Annotated in this window: 21 protein-coding genes; all 21 read right to left on the bottom strand. The window is 35.2% G+C overall.

Going from position 1 to position 19176, the window contains the following annotated elements; genetic code table 11:
• Positions 1-158 precede the first annotated feature (158 nt).
• The 21 genes from QPK24_RS11125 to QPK24_RS11025 all read right to left on the bottom strand — a co-directional run bounded on the left by QPK24_RS11125 (position 159) and on the right by QPK24_RS11025 (position 18452).
• Positions 159-935: a class I SAM-dependent methyltransferase gene (locus QPK24_RS11125; RefSeq protein WP_285748700.1), complete on the bottom strand. Its 777-nt coding sequence runs from the start codon at positions 933-935 to the stop codon at positions 159-161.
• Positions 936-1171: 236 nt separating this feature from the next.
• Positions 1172-1666: a DUF1572 family protein gene (locus tag QPK24_RS11120; protein WP_285748698.1), complete on the bottom strand. Its 495-nt coding sequence runs from the start codon at positions 1664-1666 to the stop codon at positions 1172-1174.
• 736 nt (positions 1667-2402) lie between these two features.
• Positions 2403-2969, bottom strand: a complete 567-nt coding sequence (locus tag QPK24_RS11115; protein ID WP_285748696.1) for a GNAT family N-acetyltransferase — start codon at positions 2967-2969, stop codon at positions 2403-2405.
• A 225-nt stretch (positions 2970-3194) separates the two neighbouring features.
• Positions 3195-4190 carry a phosphotransferase enzyme family protein gene (locus QPK24_RS11110; protein ID WP_285748694.1) on the bottom strand — a complete coding sequence of 332 codons (996 nt, stop codon included), beginning with the start codon at positions 4188-4190 and terminating at the stop codon, positions 3195-3197.
• 239 nt (positions 4191-4429) lie between these two features.
• Positions 4430-4951 carry a hypothetical protein gene (locus QPK24_RS11105; protein WP_285748692.1) on the bottom strand — a complete coding sequence of 174 codons (522 nt, stop codon included), beginning with the start codon at positions 4949-4951 and terminating at the stop codon, positions 4430-4432.
• Positions 4952-5215: 264 nt separating this feature from the next.
• Positions 5216-5749, bottom strand: a complete 534-nt coding sequence (locus QPK24_RS11100) for a DinB family protein (RefSeq protein ID WP_285748690.1) — start codon at positions 5747-5749, stop codon at positions 5216-5218.
• A 236-nt stretch (positions 5750-5985) separates the two neighbouring features.
• A complete protein-coding gene (locus QPK24_RS11095; RefSeq protein WP_285748688.1) occupies positions 5986-6597 on the bottom strand; it encodes a lysozyme inhibitor LprI family protein in 612 nt (203 codons plus the stop codon).
• A gap of 967 nt (positions 6598-7564) precedes the next feature.
• Positions 7565-8206 carry an HAD family hydrolase gene (locus QPK24_RS11090; protein ID WP_285748686.1) on the bottom strand — a complete coding sequence of 214 codons (642 nt, stop codon included), beginning with the start codon at positions 8204-8206 and terminating at the stop codon, positions 7565-7567.
• 343 nt (positions 8207-8549) lie between these two features.
• Entirely contained in the window at positions 8550-8906 is a 357-nt protein-coding gene (locus tag QPK24_RS11085) for a hypothetical protein (protein ID WP_285748684.1), read from the bottom strand.
• Positions 8907-9204: 298 nt separating this feature from the next.
• Entirely contained in the window at positions 9205-9426 is a 222-nt protein-coding gene (locus QPK24_RS11080; protein ID WP_285748682.1) for a hypothetical protein, read from the bottom strand.
• An 11-nt stretch (positions 9427-9437) separates the two neighbouring features.
• A complete protein-coding gene (locus tag QPK24_RS11075; protein ID WP_285748681.1) occupies positions 9438-9695 on the bottom strand; it encodes a hypothetical protein in 258 nt (85 codons plus the stop codon).
• A 411-nt stretch (positions 9696-10106) separates the two neighbouring features.
• Positions 10107-10664 carry a DEAD/DEAH box helicase family protein gene (locus tag QPK24_RS11070; RefSeq protein WP_285749271.1) on the bottom strand — a complete coding sequence of 186 codons (558 nt, stop codon included), beginning with the start codon at positions 10662-10664 and terminating at the stop codon, positions 10107-10109.
• Between the two features lie 94 nt (positions 10665-10758).
• Positions 10759-11313, bottom strand: coding sequence for a GNAT family N-acetyltransferase (locus QPK24_RS11065; RefSeq protein ID WP_285748679.1), 555 nt, complete (start codon positions 11311-11313; stop codon positions 10759-10761).
• A gap of 178 nt (positions 11314-11491) precedes the next feature.
• A complete protein-coding gene (locus QPK24_RS11060) occupies positions 11492-12313 on the bottom strand; it encodes a DUF2785 domain-containing protein (protein WP_285748677.1) in 822 nt (273 codons plus the stop codon).
• A 374-nt stretch (positions 12314-12687) separates the two neighbouring features.
• Complete coding sequence (locus QPK24_RS11055; protein WP_285748675.1) at positions 12688-13632, bottom strand: hypothetical protein; 945 nt, start codon at positions 13630-13632, stop codon at positions 12688-12690.
• Between the two features lie 1179 nt (positions 13633-14811).
• The gene (locus QPK24_RS11050) at positions 14812-15192 is read right to left on the bottom strand and encodes a hypothetical protein (protein ID WP_285748673.1); all 381 of its coding nucleotides are present in this window, start codon (positions 15190-15192) and stop codon (positions 14812-14814) included.
• A gap of 292 nt (positions 15193-15484) precedes the next feature.
• Positions 15485-16441, bottom strand: a complete 957-nt coding sequence (locus tag QPK24_RS11045; protein WP_285741540.1) for an IS30 family transposase — start codon at positions 16439-16441, stop codon at positions 15485-15487.
• A gap of 91 nt (positions 16442-16532) precedes the next feature.
• On the bottom strand, positions 16533-16919 hold the full coding sequence (locus tag QPK24_RS11040; protein ID WP_285748671.1) for an ASCH domain-containing protein: 387 nt from the start codon (positions 16917-16919) through the stop codon (positions 16533-16535).
• Between the two features lie 361 nt (positions 16920-17280).
• Complete coding sequence (locus tag QPK24_RS11035; RefSeq protein WP_285748669.1) at positions 17281-17529, bottom strand: hypothetical protein; 249 nt, start codon at positions 17527-17529, stop codon at positions 17281-17283.
• A 234-nt stretch (positions 17530-17763) separates the two neighbouring features.
• Positions 17764-18219: a DUF4362 domain-containing protein gene (locus QPK24_RS11030; protein WP_285748668.1), complete on the bottom strand. Its 456-nt coding sequence runs from the start codon at positions 18217-18219 to the stop codon at positions 17764-17766.
• 98 nt (positions 18220-18317) lie between these two features.
• Positions 18318-18452 carry a hypothetical protein gene (locus tag QPK24_RS11025; RefSeq protein ID WP_285748666.1) on the bottom strand — a complete coding sequence of 45 codons (135 nt, stop codon included), beginning with the start codon at positions 18450-18452 and terminating at the stop codon, positions 18318-18320.
• Between the last annotated feature and the right edge of the window lie 724 nt (positions 18453-19176).

Genomic DNA, 19176 nt, shown 5'->3' with positions numbered 1-19176 from the left:
CTTCCCTTAGAAAGAAAGTATTACTCTTGTTTATTTCCAGGAATTTCACCTAACGTTTGCTTATTTGAGACGTATCTTCCCCTCTCTTCTTGTGAACCAGAGACCAGCCCCAAGCGTAGATATGGGTTATCGGATGTAACCGACATCTTAAAATACTCTCATGTCAACTTCTTCCCCAAAAAAAGTGCAACTCTATGTTCTTTATTTACATATCCACCTGCTTTATCAATAGTCTTTTTTATCTTCTCTAGCAAAGTGCTTTTTACTGGTTTAGATAGTTGTCTGTGTCTTGAATTTGTATTTAATAATGAGACAAAATCATTACTGGTATGTGATTGAGTTTGACTATATTCTTTCACGATAATGTTTGTAAAAATTCCAGTTTTCTCAGTAATCATCTTTCTCTCATATACAGTTTCTTCAGGCAATTTATACTTTGAATCATCTAAATGCGGTGCTAGCTCTTGATAATGTGATCTTATTTCATTGTTTACAACATCGAAAAGTGGGACATGCACTGTCCAAAAGAAAGCAATGGATCCTGTATCTTCAAGGAGTTCCCACACTTTTCTGTAGCCGAATTCAGGTTCAATAAAATGGAATGCGGTGCCTGACACAGCAAGTTTATAAGGACTGCCTGAACCGTCCCAATCTTCAAATGATGTATTTACTACTTTAATCGTATTTACTGATTTAAATTTGTCCGTGGTAAAATGAGCTAATTTATCACCTAGTTCAATACAGGTAATATTTTTAAAATCTTTGTGTACAAATCCCCCAGTTGCTTGTCCTGTTCCACAACCAATTTCAAGTATCTTTTCATCGTTCTTAATATTCGAGTAATTTAAAATATCATCAAACATTTCATTAGGATATGTGGGTCTATATCGTTCATATTCCCTGGCAATGAAATTGAAAGTTTCTTTGTTTTCCATATAGAACCCTCCAATATTCTTATTTCGGATTACGACTTTGTATTCACGAACCCTCACTGCTTAAAGCGCAAATGTGCGGTCCGACCGACTTAGCCAGGATTGTCCGGCTGCTCCCGCTTCCTTGCATCTGCGGACCGAGGGCCAGATGGCCTGAAGCATGATATCGTGTTATGCGACGATGTTGATAGCATCTTCGAATACGCTTTCATATCTACTTTCATTACCTCAACCCTATATCAAAATGTCTTCTTATAAATTGAAGTTGTTTTATATGATGATCCTAAACATATTTTGGATATATAAAGAATTTGACCAAGGTGTTCGGAATAATGAGACGCACACTGTTGTAAAACCTCATATATTGTTCTTGGTTTTCCTCGTACTTCTATTTCTCTTAATAGATCCTCATATTGCAATTTTTTTGTACTTTCAATTAAAAACGCAAATGAATGGTCAATTCTGTTTAATAACTCGTCCTTTGTAACATACAATTCTCTGCTAAATTCATTTTCTCTAGATCTCTCATCCTGATATCCATGGATACCTGTTCCAATTCTTTGAAGAATATTCCCTTCTATATGAACAACCAAATTTGCTATTGTATTACTCTCATAATTAGGACGATAATTCACTTCATCATCGTCTAATTGATTTAACCCCTTTTTCAGAGTATCTCTAATTTCTTCAAATTTTCCTACTAATTGAGCAAATATTAATGAGCTAATATCCATGGATTCGCTCCTGTCTTTATCAAATTTAATAGAAATGTAGTATAAAGTTATTGTATCTGGATAACTAATTACTTCTCGCATCCATGAACCAAACAAATGCTGCATGTGTCCGGGCTGTATCCGTTCCCAGATATCCATCTGCAAATCAATATGATCTTTTAAAATTATTTATTATCAGCTTTTATTAACATTAGTTCTGCGATCTTAACAACTCTCTTTTCTTCTGCATTTTTTTCAAAATCAATATTATAAAGTTTACTGCTGTTAGGAAAAACACAAATAGAGAAAGAGTTAATAATCCACTTATATATGGATGTGACTTATTCGTTTCCAATAAGTAAATTGTCAAACTGCTTGTAATTAGAAAGGTAATCCCGAAAAAAATCCCCAGTAATTTTCTAGTATCTTTACGACTGAACATGTATCTCATCATCCTTTCAGCCACAATATTAACGAAAACCTTTATTGCATCATACCTGTATTTTTTAATGTTTTATAGCTTTACGCCGAATGTATATAATGTTCAGGTATACACTACCCTCCTTACTGACTTAAAGAAGTCTAGGAGGGTAAGATAAGGCTTATCCACCCAGAGCTAATGTCCGCGATAAGTTATAAGTTGGTGTTACAGCGTTTTTCATCTGATCTCTTATTCTCTAGTCAGCGAATGAATTAAGGAACGCGGTAGATGCTCACAGCGCGAATGCCATGTTATTGAGGCGGTACTATCTTCCCCTTATTTGCTAATGAACTCTTCCTTCAGGATAGAGTACAACTTTTGATCCATAAATTTCCCTTTTATCTTTAACTGCTTTCTTAGTACCCCTTCAAATACGAATCCTAGCTTTTCCATTACCCTATACGAACCAACATTGTTGGTACGACATCTGGCTTCAATCCTATTAAAGCCAACCTCATTAAATGCATATTCAAGGATTGGATATGTAGCTTCTGTTGCAATTCCCTGATTCCAATATTGATTTGAAATAACATATCCTAATTCAGCCTTTTCATGCTCTGAATCAATCATTATTAGCCCCGTTCGTCCGACCAATTTATCAGTTTCTTTGTATATAATTCCCCAATGAATCTCTTCTTTTTTCTCGAATCGATTCGAAACCCTTTGAAGGTAGCCAATGGTGTCTTCCAATGTTTGATGTCTATTCCAGATCGTTTCTGCAGAAACGATTGGGCTCGAGGCAATTTCGAAGTACTCCAATGCATATTCTGGTGTTAATCTCCTGATTATCAATCGATCTGTTTCAAACGTATGTGAAGATTCAAATAACTTTCCTACATCCATGTAACATCTTCCTCTCATTTGTGCAGATCTTTCACTTAACTTTCCCGTATCTAACAACCCGAGAGTCTTAAAAGAATAGCGACCGGGTCTGGTGGACTTAGCCTCGCAGGATAGTGAGCTGAATCAACTTCTCTGCCCTTCCTCTTCTTGCGAACTAAGGCCTAGCTTCCAGTGTAGCTACGTTGTTATCGGATGTTGGCTCCTCCATTGAGTTACCTCAATAATCTATTCCCAATAGGGTGTGCCTGTATATAGAAATGACTCATTACTTAAATATCTACTAAATTCTCTACTTACTAGACTACTTATGTGACCTTCCAACCATTCATTAGAATCAGGCATCCCTAACCAAAAACCTAAGGTATCTAATTGACCTGCAATAAAAAATGTTTCAAGTAACGATTCATAGTTTGACGGTAATGGGAATACGTTTGAATAACATTTCAATAAACTTTCTCTAAATGAAGGATGAATATATGAAAATGTCCACCCAAGATCAAATAAATAAAATCCAAAACCACAAGCACCGAAATCAATAGGGCTAACTATATCATTGTGAAATATATAGTTAGAAGGTATTAAATCAGCATGGATTACTCCCCAATTAATATTTGTTTTTTCAAGATTTATTATAATGTTCTTCGCTTTTTGTCCTGCTAAAATAAGTGTTTCTCCACTCTTAATTAGAGTACCATTCTCAATGGCAATTTGAATTCGTTCCAATGATTTATCGAGTTTATGTTCATCGAAAGTCGGTCGTGAAAATCCATATGGAACGATCCATTTACTAGATTCAAAATGGAGCTTTCCAATCATCGTCCCGACTTTACCTGCATCTTTAGCAGTCGGAACATATGGCTTTTGTTCCCCATCAACCCAAGTTAATAAAGTACAATACATAACCTTGTCGCAATGATTAACTTCGGTAATCAGATTATTATTTTGGTTATATATTGGTTTTGGAACTACTATATCACTTGCTCTAGAAAGAGCATCTAACCATGTCACTTCAGAATGAATAGACTCCTTTGTACTCCACATCTCTTCAAATCCCTGGGATCGTGATTCATGAATTCTAAGAGAAAACTTTCTAGTACTATCCGTTTCGTTAACACAATATACGACATTTCCGCTATGACCAATATACTCAATCTCATAATCATTGAGATCATACTCTTTCAAAGCTTTCTTAGAGATTTCAACATAATTAGTATTTGGCAATTGAATTGATCCCCTCATTAAATGTATTTATGCGGATTTCCTATATACGTTCCCGTGTTCACGACGTCGAGAGGCTTAATAAGGTCTCTTAGCGAACGGGGTCCACAAGACTTAGCCTCGTGTGTCTACATGATTCATTTCATTATAAATCCTCGATCAGACCGAGGACCCCTATGCCTGTAGCGTGAATATAATGTTATCAGATGTTTAGTTTTTCTCCCTTAAAAAAGAAAAATACTCTACTCTTTTTTTGTTCTCATTATGGGATCTTGATCATGAAATGCTATACAGATAGGTTTGTCATAAGTTATGTTCCTACATAGTTTTGTGAATACCGTCACAGTACGAGTAATTAAATATAACGCATTGGATGAATCAAATCCAAACTCATTGTAAATATCTGCAAATTTCTCTAATTCTGGTCCAGTAACTTCATCAACCCAATCACAAGCCCATTCATCATCTTTTTCTGTCAGATTTTTGTATTCATTACAGATGAAAAACGTACTTCTCCATGAATTATCAAGATCATACTCAAAGTATATTGCTTGATCAGAATGCTGATTAGTATTTAAAATTGTCCTTAACAAAGTTTCCTTTAGTTTTTTTTCATAATCATGTAATTTAATATTTCGAATTCGTTCGGCTTCTTTGTTTCCTGCTAATTCACAGCATAAGCTAAAGTATTTCTCTTCTAAACTATCAAGATCTTGATCAAAGAGAGCTTTTTGTATGTATTCTAATTCTGCAAAAATATCCATTGATATGAACTCCTTTATACGAGGTTAAGGTAATCCTGATTACGCCGATTGCATATGACGTATGTGTATTCACAATGTCCCACCGACTTAAGGGCCACAAGCCCAGCCGCGATGCGGTTAGTCCGTGCAGATGTGTCCGCCGCCGGATCGCAGTAAGCTCAATTCAATTCTTAGTAAACCGAGGGGCGAATGCCTCTAATCGTGAATATAATGTTATGTGAAGTTCGGATCATCTTTGAATCTTCTTACAAATCTATTTACTATTCATTTTACAATTGGCCTAGGAAGTCTCTGTCTTAACCATCTGATTTGTCCCCGATGATTTATTTCATCCTCAAATACATGAAACCAAATGAAATAATTATTTGAAGGTAATCCAGACCATTTCCGCTCTTCATAAAGCCAATTATCATCTTTTTGTCTAAATTCTTTTAGAGTTCTAAGGCGTACTTGTTCAAGCTTGTTTACATAGTAATCAAGAGAATTACCTCTAATTTCATTCCGTCCCTTTTCGCCTAGTTCATAAGCTGCAAGCCATTCTTTTAATTCTTCCTCATTTGGTGTTCTATTATCAAAAATCTCAATTTGAAAACCAATCTCAACCGCAGCTATATGAAGCAGTAAAGCACCAATCGTATTACTATTTGGATCTTCTAAATAATCAAGTTCATCAATCGTTAGCCCTTGAACTGCATTAATTGTTGTAAATCTTGCATAGTTCATCATTGATACGAGTTGACTAATTTGATGATTCATTCCCGTTATATCCATAATCTTAAATTGATTGTTTCCATCCATGAAAATTCTCCTTAGATATATGTTTATCCCCGAATTGTACATAACGTTTTTATATTCACGAAACGACCCAGCTTTAAATAGCTCTTATATTAGGCTAGGCCGTTTGTTGTCTGAGTCTTCTTCCATGATTATACATCTGAAAACCAAGGGATGATAGCCATACATCGTTAATACTTTGTTATACGATGTTAGTATCATCGAGGCATCGCCTATAAACTTTGATCAAGATTACAACTCTATTTTTCACTTTGGTATACAAACTCAACTTCACCATCTAGCAAATATCGATATTCAAATAATTGCATTGTTCTTTCCCTAATTCTCTCCCGTATAACCGTGCTTAGGCTTACCGATCCTTTGGATCCAAGGTAACCATTCGTAATAAATGTCTTCTCTACAAATTTTGTTTCCCTTAAGTGGTACTGTAGCCAATCTTTCTGCGATTCAATTAGTGATTCTCTTGGTTCTCTATCCAACTTAGAAAGAAGCTTTTTATATATTTGATTCAATTCTTTATCCCAAATCTCTATATATTTGCTTTCCAACGCCCCCCATTCCAATGTTGTGATAATCTTTTTGGAATTTTGAAATTCATTAAAATCCACTTCATAATCATGATCTATAGGATTTCGGAGCATTTCATCATAAAATTCTCCTTTCAAATCATAGTTCCCAATGCTCATGGATAGCACTTCATTGTTAGAAGGTTCTAATTGACCTTCCGTTATTTCCAGTTCAGAATTCATTGTTGAATTGGTTTCGCTGTTTAACGTAATCGACTGACTATTTTTTTGACAAGATGTAAACATTATCATAACAAAAAATAATAATAATATTTTACCTTTCATGAATTATCTCCTCACAATATTTTCTAAAATATTTTTCGTAATCTCCTTTATCGTTTGTGTATTCCTGAACCCACCCGAGAGGCTCAAAGAGCAGAGCGACTGAATTTATTGAAGTCATTGAGCAACCCTTACTTAAAATGTTATCTTAATCCCACTTTTTTCTCTCATGTTTCTCCGACAACTTATTATCATTTGACTCAACAACCAAATCAAAAGTGAAAGACTCAAAAACAAAAAATATGTATTTATATTAAAATATTGATTGTTGATGTGAATGGATAGTCCCGAAGTAATCGAATTAATGTAATCCCAATCAATTGTTCCAAACTGCCTTTCATATACTTCTGCCAAAAGAATACGGTAACTTTGAAAGCTTATTATTTGATAATATAATCCGATCGCATGATGACAGATGATTAGCAGTGATAAGATAATGACTGTTTTATTGCTTATCATCTTATCTTTAAAAAATTTGAACCATTGAAAGGTCAAGACTATGAAAAATATGGACAATGGAAGTAATAACAATATTGCAGGATTTCCGTTACCAGAACTTCGACCTGGGGTTGTGGTCATTGAATTTCCAAACATAAAGATTAGAAAAATAATGATAAGAGTAGCAAATAAAGCTTTATTTTTCATAGATCCTCCCTGATAACCCGAGTAACATTATTTGCAATTGTTTCATATAACGTTCTTGTATTCACGAACTAGCGTAGGAGTTGTCGCAGCATCTGCTTCTTCCAATTCACGTCTGCGACCGAGGGGATCGGACAGATGCGTGAATGAATTGTTATATGATATTCCACCTAACTTACTCAAAAAACACACAAATTCATTCCTTGATCGCATCTACGATCAGGGTACAAACCCGAGAGCTTTAATGGTCTATAAAGGATCTATAAATAAATACACCTTCTTGATTCCCATGCTTGAAAATGAACATCCTGCTTCGTCACAAAGCTGCTCAGATTTCACTCAGAATAATATCCTTTAGTTCAATCAGTGTCTTAATTCGGTAACTTGCCTGCGAGAAGTCATGAGTTTTTGTGAAATCGTTATGTACAATGACACAATCGATACCAGCTGCCACGGCTGAGTTCAATCCTCTATTTGAATCCTCTACGATCAGAGTCTCTTCTTTAGTAGCTCCGAAACGCTTTAGGGCAGTCACGTATGGTTCCGGGTGTGGCTTAGTGTGCTCGTAATCTTCGCGAACAAGGACGAAATCCATGAATTGTCTAATCTTGCGCTTTTCATGTATAAGTTGAAAATCAGCATGTTTTGCAGTTGTAACAATGGCCATGCGAACGTACTTTGAAAGTTCAGCTAGAGTTTCAACTACACCCTCAATCTCTATAGCTTTTGTTCTAAGATATTCCTGATAATAGATGTTACGGACATCCCGCTGCTTGCTGATGGTCTGTTCATCAATACCTGCCGCCCTTGCCTGGGACCACGTGCCCAATGACTGGGTCATGTCGCGGAGGTATTGATCTTTGTTCAAAGTAAATCCAATGTCGGCCAGAGCGCGTTCTCCCGCTTTGTAATACCAGAATTCAGTATCAACCAAAACACCATCATGATCGAAGAGTATATACTTTTTCATTGTTTCGTCTCCTTTGTCAGTTGCGGCAACCATTAGGCCATAACGTTTCATATAACATTCTATTGTTCAAGGCGTCCTACCGACTTATAGACTGAAGAGTCCGCTAACTGCGAAATGTAATAAAAAGCGTTGAATTAAAAATAAATCAATAGTTTCTATATGCTCCTTTGGTTACACATTGATATTTGTGCTCTTCTTGAGATCTTTATTCCATATTTCTGATACCCCCTTTATCCGTTATATTCTTATCGTTCCCCTTTATCTTAACGACCCTAGACCATTTAATTAATAAAAAAACACGTTTTCTTTGACAATGCAAAATAAACGTGTTTTTTTATTAATTTTATGCAAAGAATGGGATGATGCCTAAAACGGGATAAACTATCGCATAGTATTGTAGGGGGATAAAAAATAGTGTATGGCGATTTCCTATTTTAAACCGTTCTCCTGTTCTTTCATTCATGAAAATTTCATCTTTATCTCTATTCAAACGCTTACCGATAAACCATATAAGTATAGCGGATAAGGTTAAACCGATAAAGTAATACCATTGGAAATTTTCATCATTAAATCCTAGTGATGCGAGTATAGCAACTATTAATACAGGAAAAATGATACCGATAATTCCCCATCCTCGCCAAAAAATCATTACGTTCACCCTTTCCAAATTTAAATTTACTTTTATGTATCTATTTTCCATATAAAATTATACTTTCTACATAATAAATAAATCAAGGGGTTAGGGGTTAATCTGCCTGTTCAAAATTAATAATAGTTCTTTATTACTTGCTCTAATTTTTATAACGTATTTGAGTTCTCGAACCTAAGAAGCTAATGGTGGCAGAGCTACCGGCTATGCCCACACAGTTAGCATCGCATTTTTCTGCCCCATACTATTTTTAAGGAATTTCTCAAACCGGTTCCGGGTCAGTACCAGCCGGATCGATGGTGAATATTTTATTAAACAATACCGTACTGAATCCCCCTCAAAAAATGCTTTAATTTCTTGTACTAAATTCTTGTATATATTTTTTCTGGTCTTGTACATAATGTTCAGTGTAATTAGTTCCTTTATAACCTTCTATTACATTTTTCCAGAAGGTTCTTGCCAGAAGGTTGCTCTCCATTTGCGAAATTTTCCAATTTGCTTCATACATTTTAAATGCTTCTATCGCTGCTTTACGACCTATACCCGATCTTCTATATTTCTGTAAAACCATGAAATCGTATATCACATGCGTCGGATCTGGATCGTATCCATATTCTCAAAAAGAACTACTATAAAACCTACGATTATATCTGCTACTTTTATAAAAAATGGATTCCACCTTTCGTCGCCTTCCCAATAGTAATCTATGTTTACTTCAAATTTGCCGTTTCTATCGACATCTCGACCTGTATATTTACTGAAGTCATACTCGTACAGTTCATATAAATTAATGAGTATACTTTTATTTTCAGAATTTACTGGGACAAGTTTTAATTCCATTTTCGCTTCTAACTCCTTTTTGTTTTTTTAGTGTAGTTCGCGGTTATTGCCTAACATAATGTACCTACAAACCTGAGAGGCATATGCGCAATCCTTTTTACGTCCTGCGTGTGCTTCTCAATAGTTCTATTCCAGCAATTCCGAATCCCATATTTCGAAACTCACGTCATATAAAGTATTGCCTTATGTAAACTTGTTTGGCTTCAATTCATAGATGCTGTCTCAGATCTGCGAATCCTTGCTAGATTACTTTGTAGTTGTATTATTCGGATATGTTCATGGGTACAAATAATAACGACTGTGTTTCATTTAAAAACTTGTAGTCAATAAGGAAAGCTGGAATCATATAGAACAGATGTCTAACACGGTGTTATAAGATATTGACACTCACTTGAATTACCTGTGTAAGCTTTAAAATTGGAATGTGTCCTTAATAATTCCTGCGACTTCATCTGCACTTAAATTAGTATTATCAATTCTCAAATAGTTTTCTCTTGTAATTTCTCCTTTATGAGAATTGAGTCTATGTTTTTCCATCGTACTGATCAAGTCCATTTCAGATTGTTCAACATTTCTTTTTGTTGGTTTTTGATCAAGTCTAAAATCCGTTGCATTTCTTGTTATTCTTTCTTCTATATTTGCTTCTAATTCAACGAAATAGATTTCGGCACCTTTCGATTCAAAGATATCACATGTTTGTTTAACAAATTCCCAATCTGCTTGAAGATCAAACCCCCATACGTAAGTAAAAATAAGCCCATACTGGTTGCTATTCGAGAACGATTCAAAGAACTCTCTTCTTACGATTTCAGATAGTCTCCATGTTTCGCTGCCGAAACCAAAGAAAGGATGGAACAATTCAATAGACATGTGATTGTGAAATAACTTTAATTCAGTTATCTTTGTTAATTCATGACCAACAGTCATCTTCCCAACGGCTTGGGGTCCAAATAACAATACGAATTTAATAATAATCACTCCCGTTCTTAGGATCTCGCGCACTTTCTTCTAACGTTATTATATTCACGACAGAAATCCACCTACTTTTTGCTGTCGTTTATCGTTAAAGCACATGTTGATTAATTCTCCCCATGACTATGGTGTTATAATATTTGCCGTCTGAAAGTAATTTATCATACTTTAATACGCCTTCAATTTCAAAACCGAAAGATTTATATAGTTCGATGGCACTTTCATTGGTTTCCAGTACATTCAGTTCTATTTTCTTTATTCCGATAGAATCTGCCCAGAATATTGTTTCTTTTAACAAGTTCTTTCCCATCCCATAACCCCAATAGTTCTTTAAGATGCACACACCAAATTCAACCCTATGCTTAGTTCTCTTTAAGTCATTTCCCACACAGCGCGAAAATCCAACTATTCGATCTTTAACTTCAACAACTAAAAATAAAGCTTTTGAATGTTCACTGTCTAATTTAATTATGTCTTCTAAACCTGACTTATCTAAAAATGCCTCTCCTCTTTCCCTGTCCATGTTTTCTGTTTCTCCATCTATCTGTAATCTTACTTCGGACAAATAACTTGAATCTCCATGGATGGCAGTTCTAATGTTGTATCTTAATCCCTTGACAGCAAATTTACTTTTACGAATTATCATAGTGATCTCCATTCTATTGTTCCCCAAATAATAACTTGTCCAACTACATATAATGTTGTTGTATTCAAAGGTTATTCAACTATGTTCATATTCTTGGCACTTTCCCCTTCAAGCGATTTAGTAGAGTAAGTAATATGTAGAGTATAGGTTGTTATTAGACGTCCTTAACTTCTTTGATTTAAATAGATTTAGATTTTTTTAATGTTTTTACTATTTCATTTGTTATAACCTCAGACCCATTAATATCCAGTAATTTGAAATAGACACTACGCAAAAGATTTTTTGTATTTCCTCTCTTTATATCATCTTGAGGATATATATCTAATCTTTTAAAGTCACCAAGTTGTTGCACCCAATTAAGTAAAATATCTTTCTTTAGTTTATTGCGTTTTACAATTTGAATGACTACCTCTGCCATCCTTTCATCTTCTCCGTTTATAAAATAATAGTTATTAAAATAACTCTTTTCTCCTATTAACTCTAAAATAAACAATAAATGTTCACGAGAATAATAGGACGCAGCTGCAATCGAAGCTAAAGCATCGGCTGCATGTGCAATAGAATGTGCCCAACCCTTATCTAATATATATCCTCTAAAATCCTTCTCGCGTTCGAAATACAAGGTTACTCTCGAGTATACATATTCATAATCAGATTCAGTTAAGTAATTGAAGATATCGTTATAATGTAATGCAAGTGGTACAAACAGTACTGAAAAGGAACGTGTAAATACTGTATCTTGATCGATATCACCTATTCCATGGAATAAATGATCATCATCTAAAGTCACATATAGCAATTGTCTTACTAAATCTACACTTAGCTCTTGATCCATTATCCATCTATATAAAGTTCCATAAATGAGCTTATCTCTCAATTCATGATCAACTGACCCAATGTATAGAATCATTTCTTTGACTAGTTGATTTATGTCTGTTCCCATAGGTGTTTTGAAATTATTATTTTGTACATCTCTTAGAAGATCTTTTATTTTGTTCATATACTTCTCCTTCTTATAAACTCCACACGAATCTCAGCGGATTTTTTGTATTGATGACGTCTTGTCCCCTAGGAGTCGCTGCTTAAAGCTTAGGCTTACTGAACACCTAAAGCAGTGACGTCCCGACGAGCTTAGGGGGCTGACTATAACCACTCGTTTCTCAGTGTGAATTTTGAGCGTAATTCTGTTGTTACACGAAGGGTTTTCTGGAAGAAGCCATTGTATTAAAAGTGTTCTCAAAATAGCTATGGCTAACGTTCCTGTTATTCACGACACAACCCAGTCTTAGGCTGGGTTGGTGTTGCCTGAAAATATTCCACAATTATACATCTGTTTACCGAGGGAAGTAAGCCCCGCTGAGTAAATATTATGTGTTAGAGGATGTCTGCAGCTTCTAGTTTAACTATCAAATCTTTTAATTTTTCTGAATCATTATTAATCCATTCCGTTGTTTCTTCTACGCTATTTCCATCTAAAAATTTTTGAATCCAATAAACATGATTGTAAATTTTATAATAAATCATCGCACATATTTGACTATGTCGAAAACACTCCCACTCAATTGTTCTACCGGATTGATCATTCCAAGCTTCTAAAAATGATCGTTCTGCGAGGTCAATATCTTTAGGAGTATTTGGTATTGATTCATATCCCTCTCCGTAATGTTCAAAGAACATAATCATTGGTCTAATTGAGGATGATTCAAAGTCAATAAATATCACATTCTCATCGTCACTTCTTATTATTATAATATGTAGCGAAATATCACCTGGATCTAGGGTTAAGGGAGTTTCCCTCAATAACTTCAGAATATAATCTTGTTTTTGTATGACATATTTCAGCAAGCCAAATGTTTGTGAAGGGATAATCTGTTTTATTGTATCCTTTCTTTCTGAAAGTAAATTTTCTAACTTTTCAAAAGCATTTAAAGAGTCATGTTTGATATCCATTAATTCATCAATTCTTTTTGACCATTCTGCAGCCCAACTTCCTATCGCTTTATAAACTATTATGATATCTTGCGGATTTGTAAAATTAGGGTGCGTCCCCTCAATCCAATTCAATACTAAAAAATAAACACCTTCGATTTCGTCACTCAATATGACATGTGGAACTTCACTGGTTTTACGACCAATTCTTTTATAAATCATTACTTCATTTTGAATTCCATCATCAGTTCCATATTTCAACAAGAGAGATTTTGAACTTAAAATGAGCCTTTCAATAATTCTTCCATGTTTTGATTTATCAATGATTTCTCGATGAAGAATTTTTTCTGATAGGACATTATTTAACTGATCTTTCTGGATAATCTTCATTGATTTCTCCTTCGTAGGATGTCGTCTAACGTTCGTGTATCCACGACGTCCATCCGACCTAAGGCTCCTTTAGCTATTTCATCGAGTTCTCTTAGGCTTAGTAACGGATCCATAAGCACCTCCATCTTTTTGAATAATTCTGTCATATAACGCTTTGTATTCACGAACACTTTTAATTTATAACCTCGCGTAATCAAAACTGTTCCATGCTAAAAACATACAAATTACTACAATGGAAAAAAAGAGTATAGAAACCTTTAGATTTCTACGAAAAATTATTCCAAATGCACAGAAAAAAATTGCGGTAGCCATCTTAGCCAAACTTTGATAATTCGTATTATAGGAAAAAAATGAACTACTAAATACAATTGAAATGATTAATGTTGAAACAGTCAGACACTTAAACCATATAGGCTCGTTCATCCATAATCGCAACAAGAATTTGATCTTTTGCATCATTGTAGTTTCACCCTTTCTAGATTTTTTCTAGATATTTTTCTTTCAAGTATTATTTTTGAACTAAAATTTTTCTGTCTTTTTCAATAATTTTCATGAACCTGAGAGGCTTAAAGTTGCGTAGCGACGTTCTATTACTTAGACTCCCCTAGGTTGTCTGCCTCTGCTTAATCGTTATCTTTTAAATATCTGGGCAGCCAAGGGATGTAAGTTTAGTAGCGTTAATATGTTGTTATCCGATGTTATTATCTCCTTCGATGCCTTCACCATTATTTCGTTAATCTTGGTAGAGTCTCTAATATTTAAACTCGTATCCTTTATGGTTATATGAAGAACCAATAAATTCTTTATATTGATACACTGGTAACCACAATTCCCTTAAATTTGTGAGAACGAATGTTTTCACAGCACCATTAATGATGTCTATGTTGATGTAATTTGAAAAATGCTAACTAAGAAATCCTTTAAAATCACTTTTCAAATTTACAGTTATTGCTAATAACATTTGGAATTCGTGACGTTTAAGCAGCTTGATTGACCATAGGGACTGGTCGTTAAGACTTAGCGATTAAATGTATCACCTGATCAATCTTCATGAATCCTTCTACGCGACTGAGGGCGAAATACCCGTAACAGGAATGCTGTGTTTCTCCAGCTTCACTTCTTCACTGTATTGATATGATTACTATGGCTTTAGCATATTTACCACGATTTTAGCTAACGTTAATGCTCATTTTGAATCAGAAAATTATATAAGTCGTGAAGATCTTCCGTATCAGGATCATTTAATAAACTCTCGTTGTCATCCTCTATGTATGTTAATTTAAATTCTCCAGATTCAACTTTACGGACACCATCAAATGCACAAAGTAACCCAAATAAACTAAAATCTATCCCTTCTTTAACTAATTCTCTTAACATCAACTTATTTTCAGCGTCTAGAGCATTTACCCACCGAGAAAGCTCAATATGTCTTTTTCGAGGTTTTCTTCCAGGTGGGTTTTCAAAGAAAGAGAATGTGTCTTCAATTGCTGCATCTCTTACTTCCTTAACGATTTCTACAAATCTCTCAGAGTTCATATAATTTCCTTTTATCTTATTCAAAATATCACCTGACCTTGAAAGTTATAAAAGTAGTAGATACATACCAAAAGATTATGAAATGTCTCTTAACATGTTCTTGGTAATTTCACCAACCATTCAAGTATTCAAGAACTTGCGCAGCAAGTTGTCACTGAATCTACTACTTCTGACAAAAGAATAACAGTGACCAAGGCGAAGTCACCGTGTGGATGCTTTGTTATCTGAAGTGATCTACCTCATGAATTCTCATTACAATTTTATTTTAAATTTATTATTACTGTTTCTCCACTATCGATATTAGTTTGACGGATTGTCAATCCAAGTGCGACACTTCTTCTTCAAATGATTCGTGAGCAGTTTTCCATCCCAAACATTTCCTTGGTCTGTTGTTAATAAGTTGGAGGGCGTGTTCTAATTCTTCCTCGGTCACCTTTGCAAAGTCCTTTCCTTTTGGGAAGAACTCTCGAAGGAGCCCGTTTCCATTCTCATTGGAGCCTCGTTGCCATGAGGAATAAGGATCTGCAAAATATACCGTCATACCGTGTGACTCTTCCAATTCACGAAAGCACGCGAACTCTTTACCACGGTCTACGGTAGCTGTCTGGAAGGTTTGGGCAGGGTACTGTGCAGCAACTACACCAATAGCAATTTCCATTGATAATGAAGTGCGATCTGGCATTTTAATAGCAGTGTATAGCCTTGTTTTTCGCTCGATACATGTAGCGACACAAGCCTTACTTTTTCCTCGGCTGGAGACGACCGTGTCCAGTTCCCAGTGTCCAAAGGTTTCACGGGAACGAATCTCTTTAGGCCGTTGTTTGATAGAAGTGCCTACGAGGAAGCGACCTCGTTTTTCTTGGGGTTTTTGTCTTTTTCCTTTGTGTCTTAACTGCTGAACGGTGTTACGAATCATACGTCCTTGATAAAGCCAGCGATAGATCGTTTTGAACGAAACCATGGGCTCTCCTTTCAGTCTATAACGCATAGAGATTTGCTCAGGAGACCAGGTTTCGTGAAGTCGCTGTTCAATTTCTTTTCCGAGTGTCTCCGTCCATTTTTCTCTAGGTTTCTGAGCTTGGCGAAGATGCTTATAACGATGCTCTGATGCTACCGCTTGATAACCATTTAGGCTTTGATTTTTCCTCAGTTCCCGGCTGATCGTGGAATGATGACGATCCAATTCGCGAGCAATGGCTCGGGCGGACAGCCCCAGTTGATGTAATACTTCTAGTTTACTGCGTTCAATTATGCTAAGATGTGTGTAGCTCATGGCGGATTCTCCTTGTAGGTGTTGTGTGGTAACTCCATTCTACACGAATCCGGCCATGGGCCATTTTTAATTTTGAACTAGGTGTCGCACTTCATATTACAATCCGTCGTTTAAAATATTCTACAACAATTATTGTTTCATTTGTTAAACTCAGGCCTTCATTTCTCAAAGGTTCTTCCCAGCAAAAATTATGATCATCATAAAACTCTTCTACAGATAAACAATTTTCGCCCTTAGCAATTCTATCATCAACTAAGCCATAAGGAATTTCATAGTTTTCTGTAATCTCTACAGTACATCTTTGATTTCCTCGTCTATCAAATACTGCTACTAAATCACCAATAACAGTCGGTTCTTCTATTGGATCATTATAGTACCAGACCTTTGGTGTGCAGGTAACGGTTTTCATCCCTAAAATCACTTCATTTATAAGTCTATCGTCGTTCTCGTCCTTACCCCAAAATATTATTTTCTTCATCTTTTCACCTCATTATTTTTTCTATAACATTTAATCGATTTTTCAATTACTGGTGGTTTTAATACGTTTGAGTATTTCAAAAGCATTCTCGTATTCCCATCGTTCCACCGATTTAAGATTTCTAAGCAGTCGTCGGCGTAGGGTTAGTCGGTAAGGATATGTTTACCTGATTTGCTACCCCTGACGGATCAAGGACTCAATTAAGCCGATCCGCTGTGTGAATATTATGTAATGATTGTAGAAGCCTTCTTGATTCACTTACACAAAATATTCTACATCATTTACATTTCCTTTAAGCTTTTTATATCTTTCAGTTCATAGATGAACCTTATTTTATTAAAATATACAATAATTTTGTATATCATTCGTGACTCTTATATTTTGCAACTTCCTCTATTCTTTTTCTCATTTCTATGTCCTCAAGTCTTAACTTATTTAATTCAAATTTAGATGCCTTTATTACAAATAAAAGCCCTAAGCCAACTATCATTATAATTATTCCTTCTACCGAAAAGGATAAAGAATTTAATAAATGATAGAAGAACAATAGACTTCCCAATACTATAAATAAAATGGATATAGCATAGGCTTTCTTAAACGAATCGAACATTAAATCACTCCTGACTTGAACTTGATTAGCTCTTGTCTCAACTACACATAACGTAGCTGTATCTACTAACCGGGCTTAAGGCGCGAATGCTCCGGGTCCGACTGGCTTAGTAAGTGTGAAATTGTCTGCTAATTCGCAATTGCTTCCCCGCCGTTGACCAGGCAGCTTGTCCCGCCAATGCGTGAACATACTATTAGCTGGTGTTAAGGACTTCACTTCATCGAACCACAATTATTATTTTTTCAATCTCTCCTTTAAGAAAGAAACCATTACCAATTTTTCATCTTCCTTATAGTTACTGCATTTACTAAGTTCAAAAGTATAGTGATCTTCCGATTCTCTTATGTCTATTCCTTTACAAATGTATTCCTGCTTACCCGTATTAGAGCTCATTCCATCCCTTGTATTATCCACCGTCCAGTATATTTCTCTTCCGTTTGACATCACGTCATGTATCCAATATCCTCCATCAAATACGGGAGGGATTAACATCAAATTATCTCCCTTTCCCTCTTTGAATCTATTAGCCAGAACTTCTAGTCGTTTAAAATCTTTTCTATCAAAGTTGACCAAGAAAAACTCATTCCCGGATTCTTCTGTAGTAATTTTATCTTTATTTGTAATTATTAATGCAATGATCAGAACAAGAATTATGGTAAGTAATATATAATTTTGTAGTCTATGACTCATAATTATTTTTACCCTCCATTAATTTTTAACTAACGTTCTGTATTCATGACGTCCGACGAAGTCGAGTTTGTCCGGTCTGCTTTAACTTTCACATTCATTTATTTTTCATCTCGTAGTTTCTGATTTATTTCATCCAAAGATCTTTGAATCGATTCCATTCTTCTTAAGGCTGAATTTTGATTTCCAATAACACCAGCAAATCCTATTACTACAACGACAATCAGAATTACCATATTAGTCCTCCTGGTTTAATTGATTTCACTCTCTTAGTAATTTCAGCTAACGTTCTTGCATTCACGAACCTCCGCAGGCGGTTATCCGCTGAACACGTTTCCACGATATGTCTCTGTGGAACAAGGATCTTATGGCCCGCTGATGAATCGTGTGTTAACAGATATCATTGCCTTTTTTAGCTACATTCACTATCTATCACTAATCAGCCAAGTCTTTGCTTCCTCTGGATCTGAGAAAAATGAAACAGGGTATTCTAGCTTTAAAATCTTTACTTTACGCTTTAACTTCCATTTACTTATACTTGAAAGTCCAACAAATGAGATTTTCGTTACATAGCCATTTAAGTTTTTTAGATTGTTTACAAGTTCTTGAAGAACTATTTCTATTGTAGATGTTTCATACAGATCAATCCATATTCTCAGCTTTTTATTCGTTTTGAAAATAAATTCTTCTTCCTAATTCAAAAAGTTCTTCATATTTTTTATACTTACTTCCATATTTAAGACAATGAATTTCTCCACCCTTATAATAATATGGAAAAAGTGAACCTCCGGGCGACTTTATCATTTAGGTCACTCCTTTAGTTAGTTTTGAATGAGTGTTATCCCACTGATTTCAGATATCGTTCTTGTCCTCAAGACTAGTGCATCCTGGGTGTCTGGCAAATGCCGATCCTAGGGCGTGTGCCCGAAGCGTAAATATTTTGTTAGATGATGTCATATG

Origin of the sequence: Paenibacillus polygoni (genome assembly GCF_030263935.1) — a bacterium.
Lineage (GTDB): Bacteria > Bacillota > Bacilli > Paenibacillales > Paenibacillaceae > Paenibacillus > Paenibacillus polygoni.
Note: the sequence above shows the minus strand (reverse complement) of the source record. Positions and strands in the feature narration are given on the sequence as shown.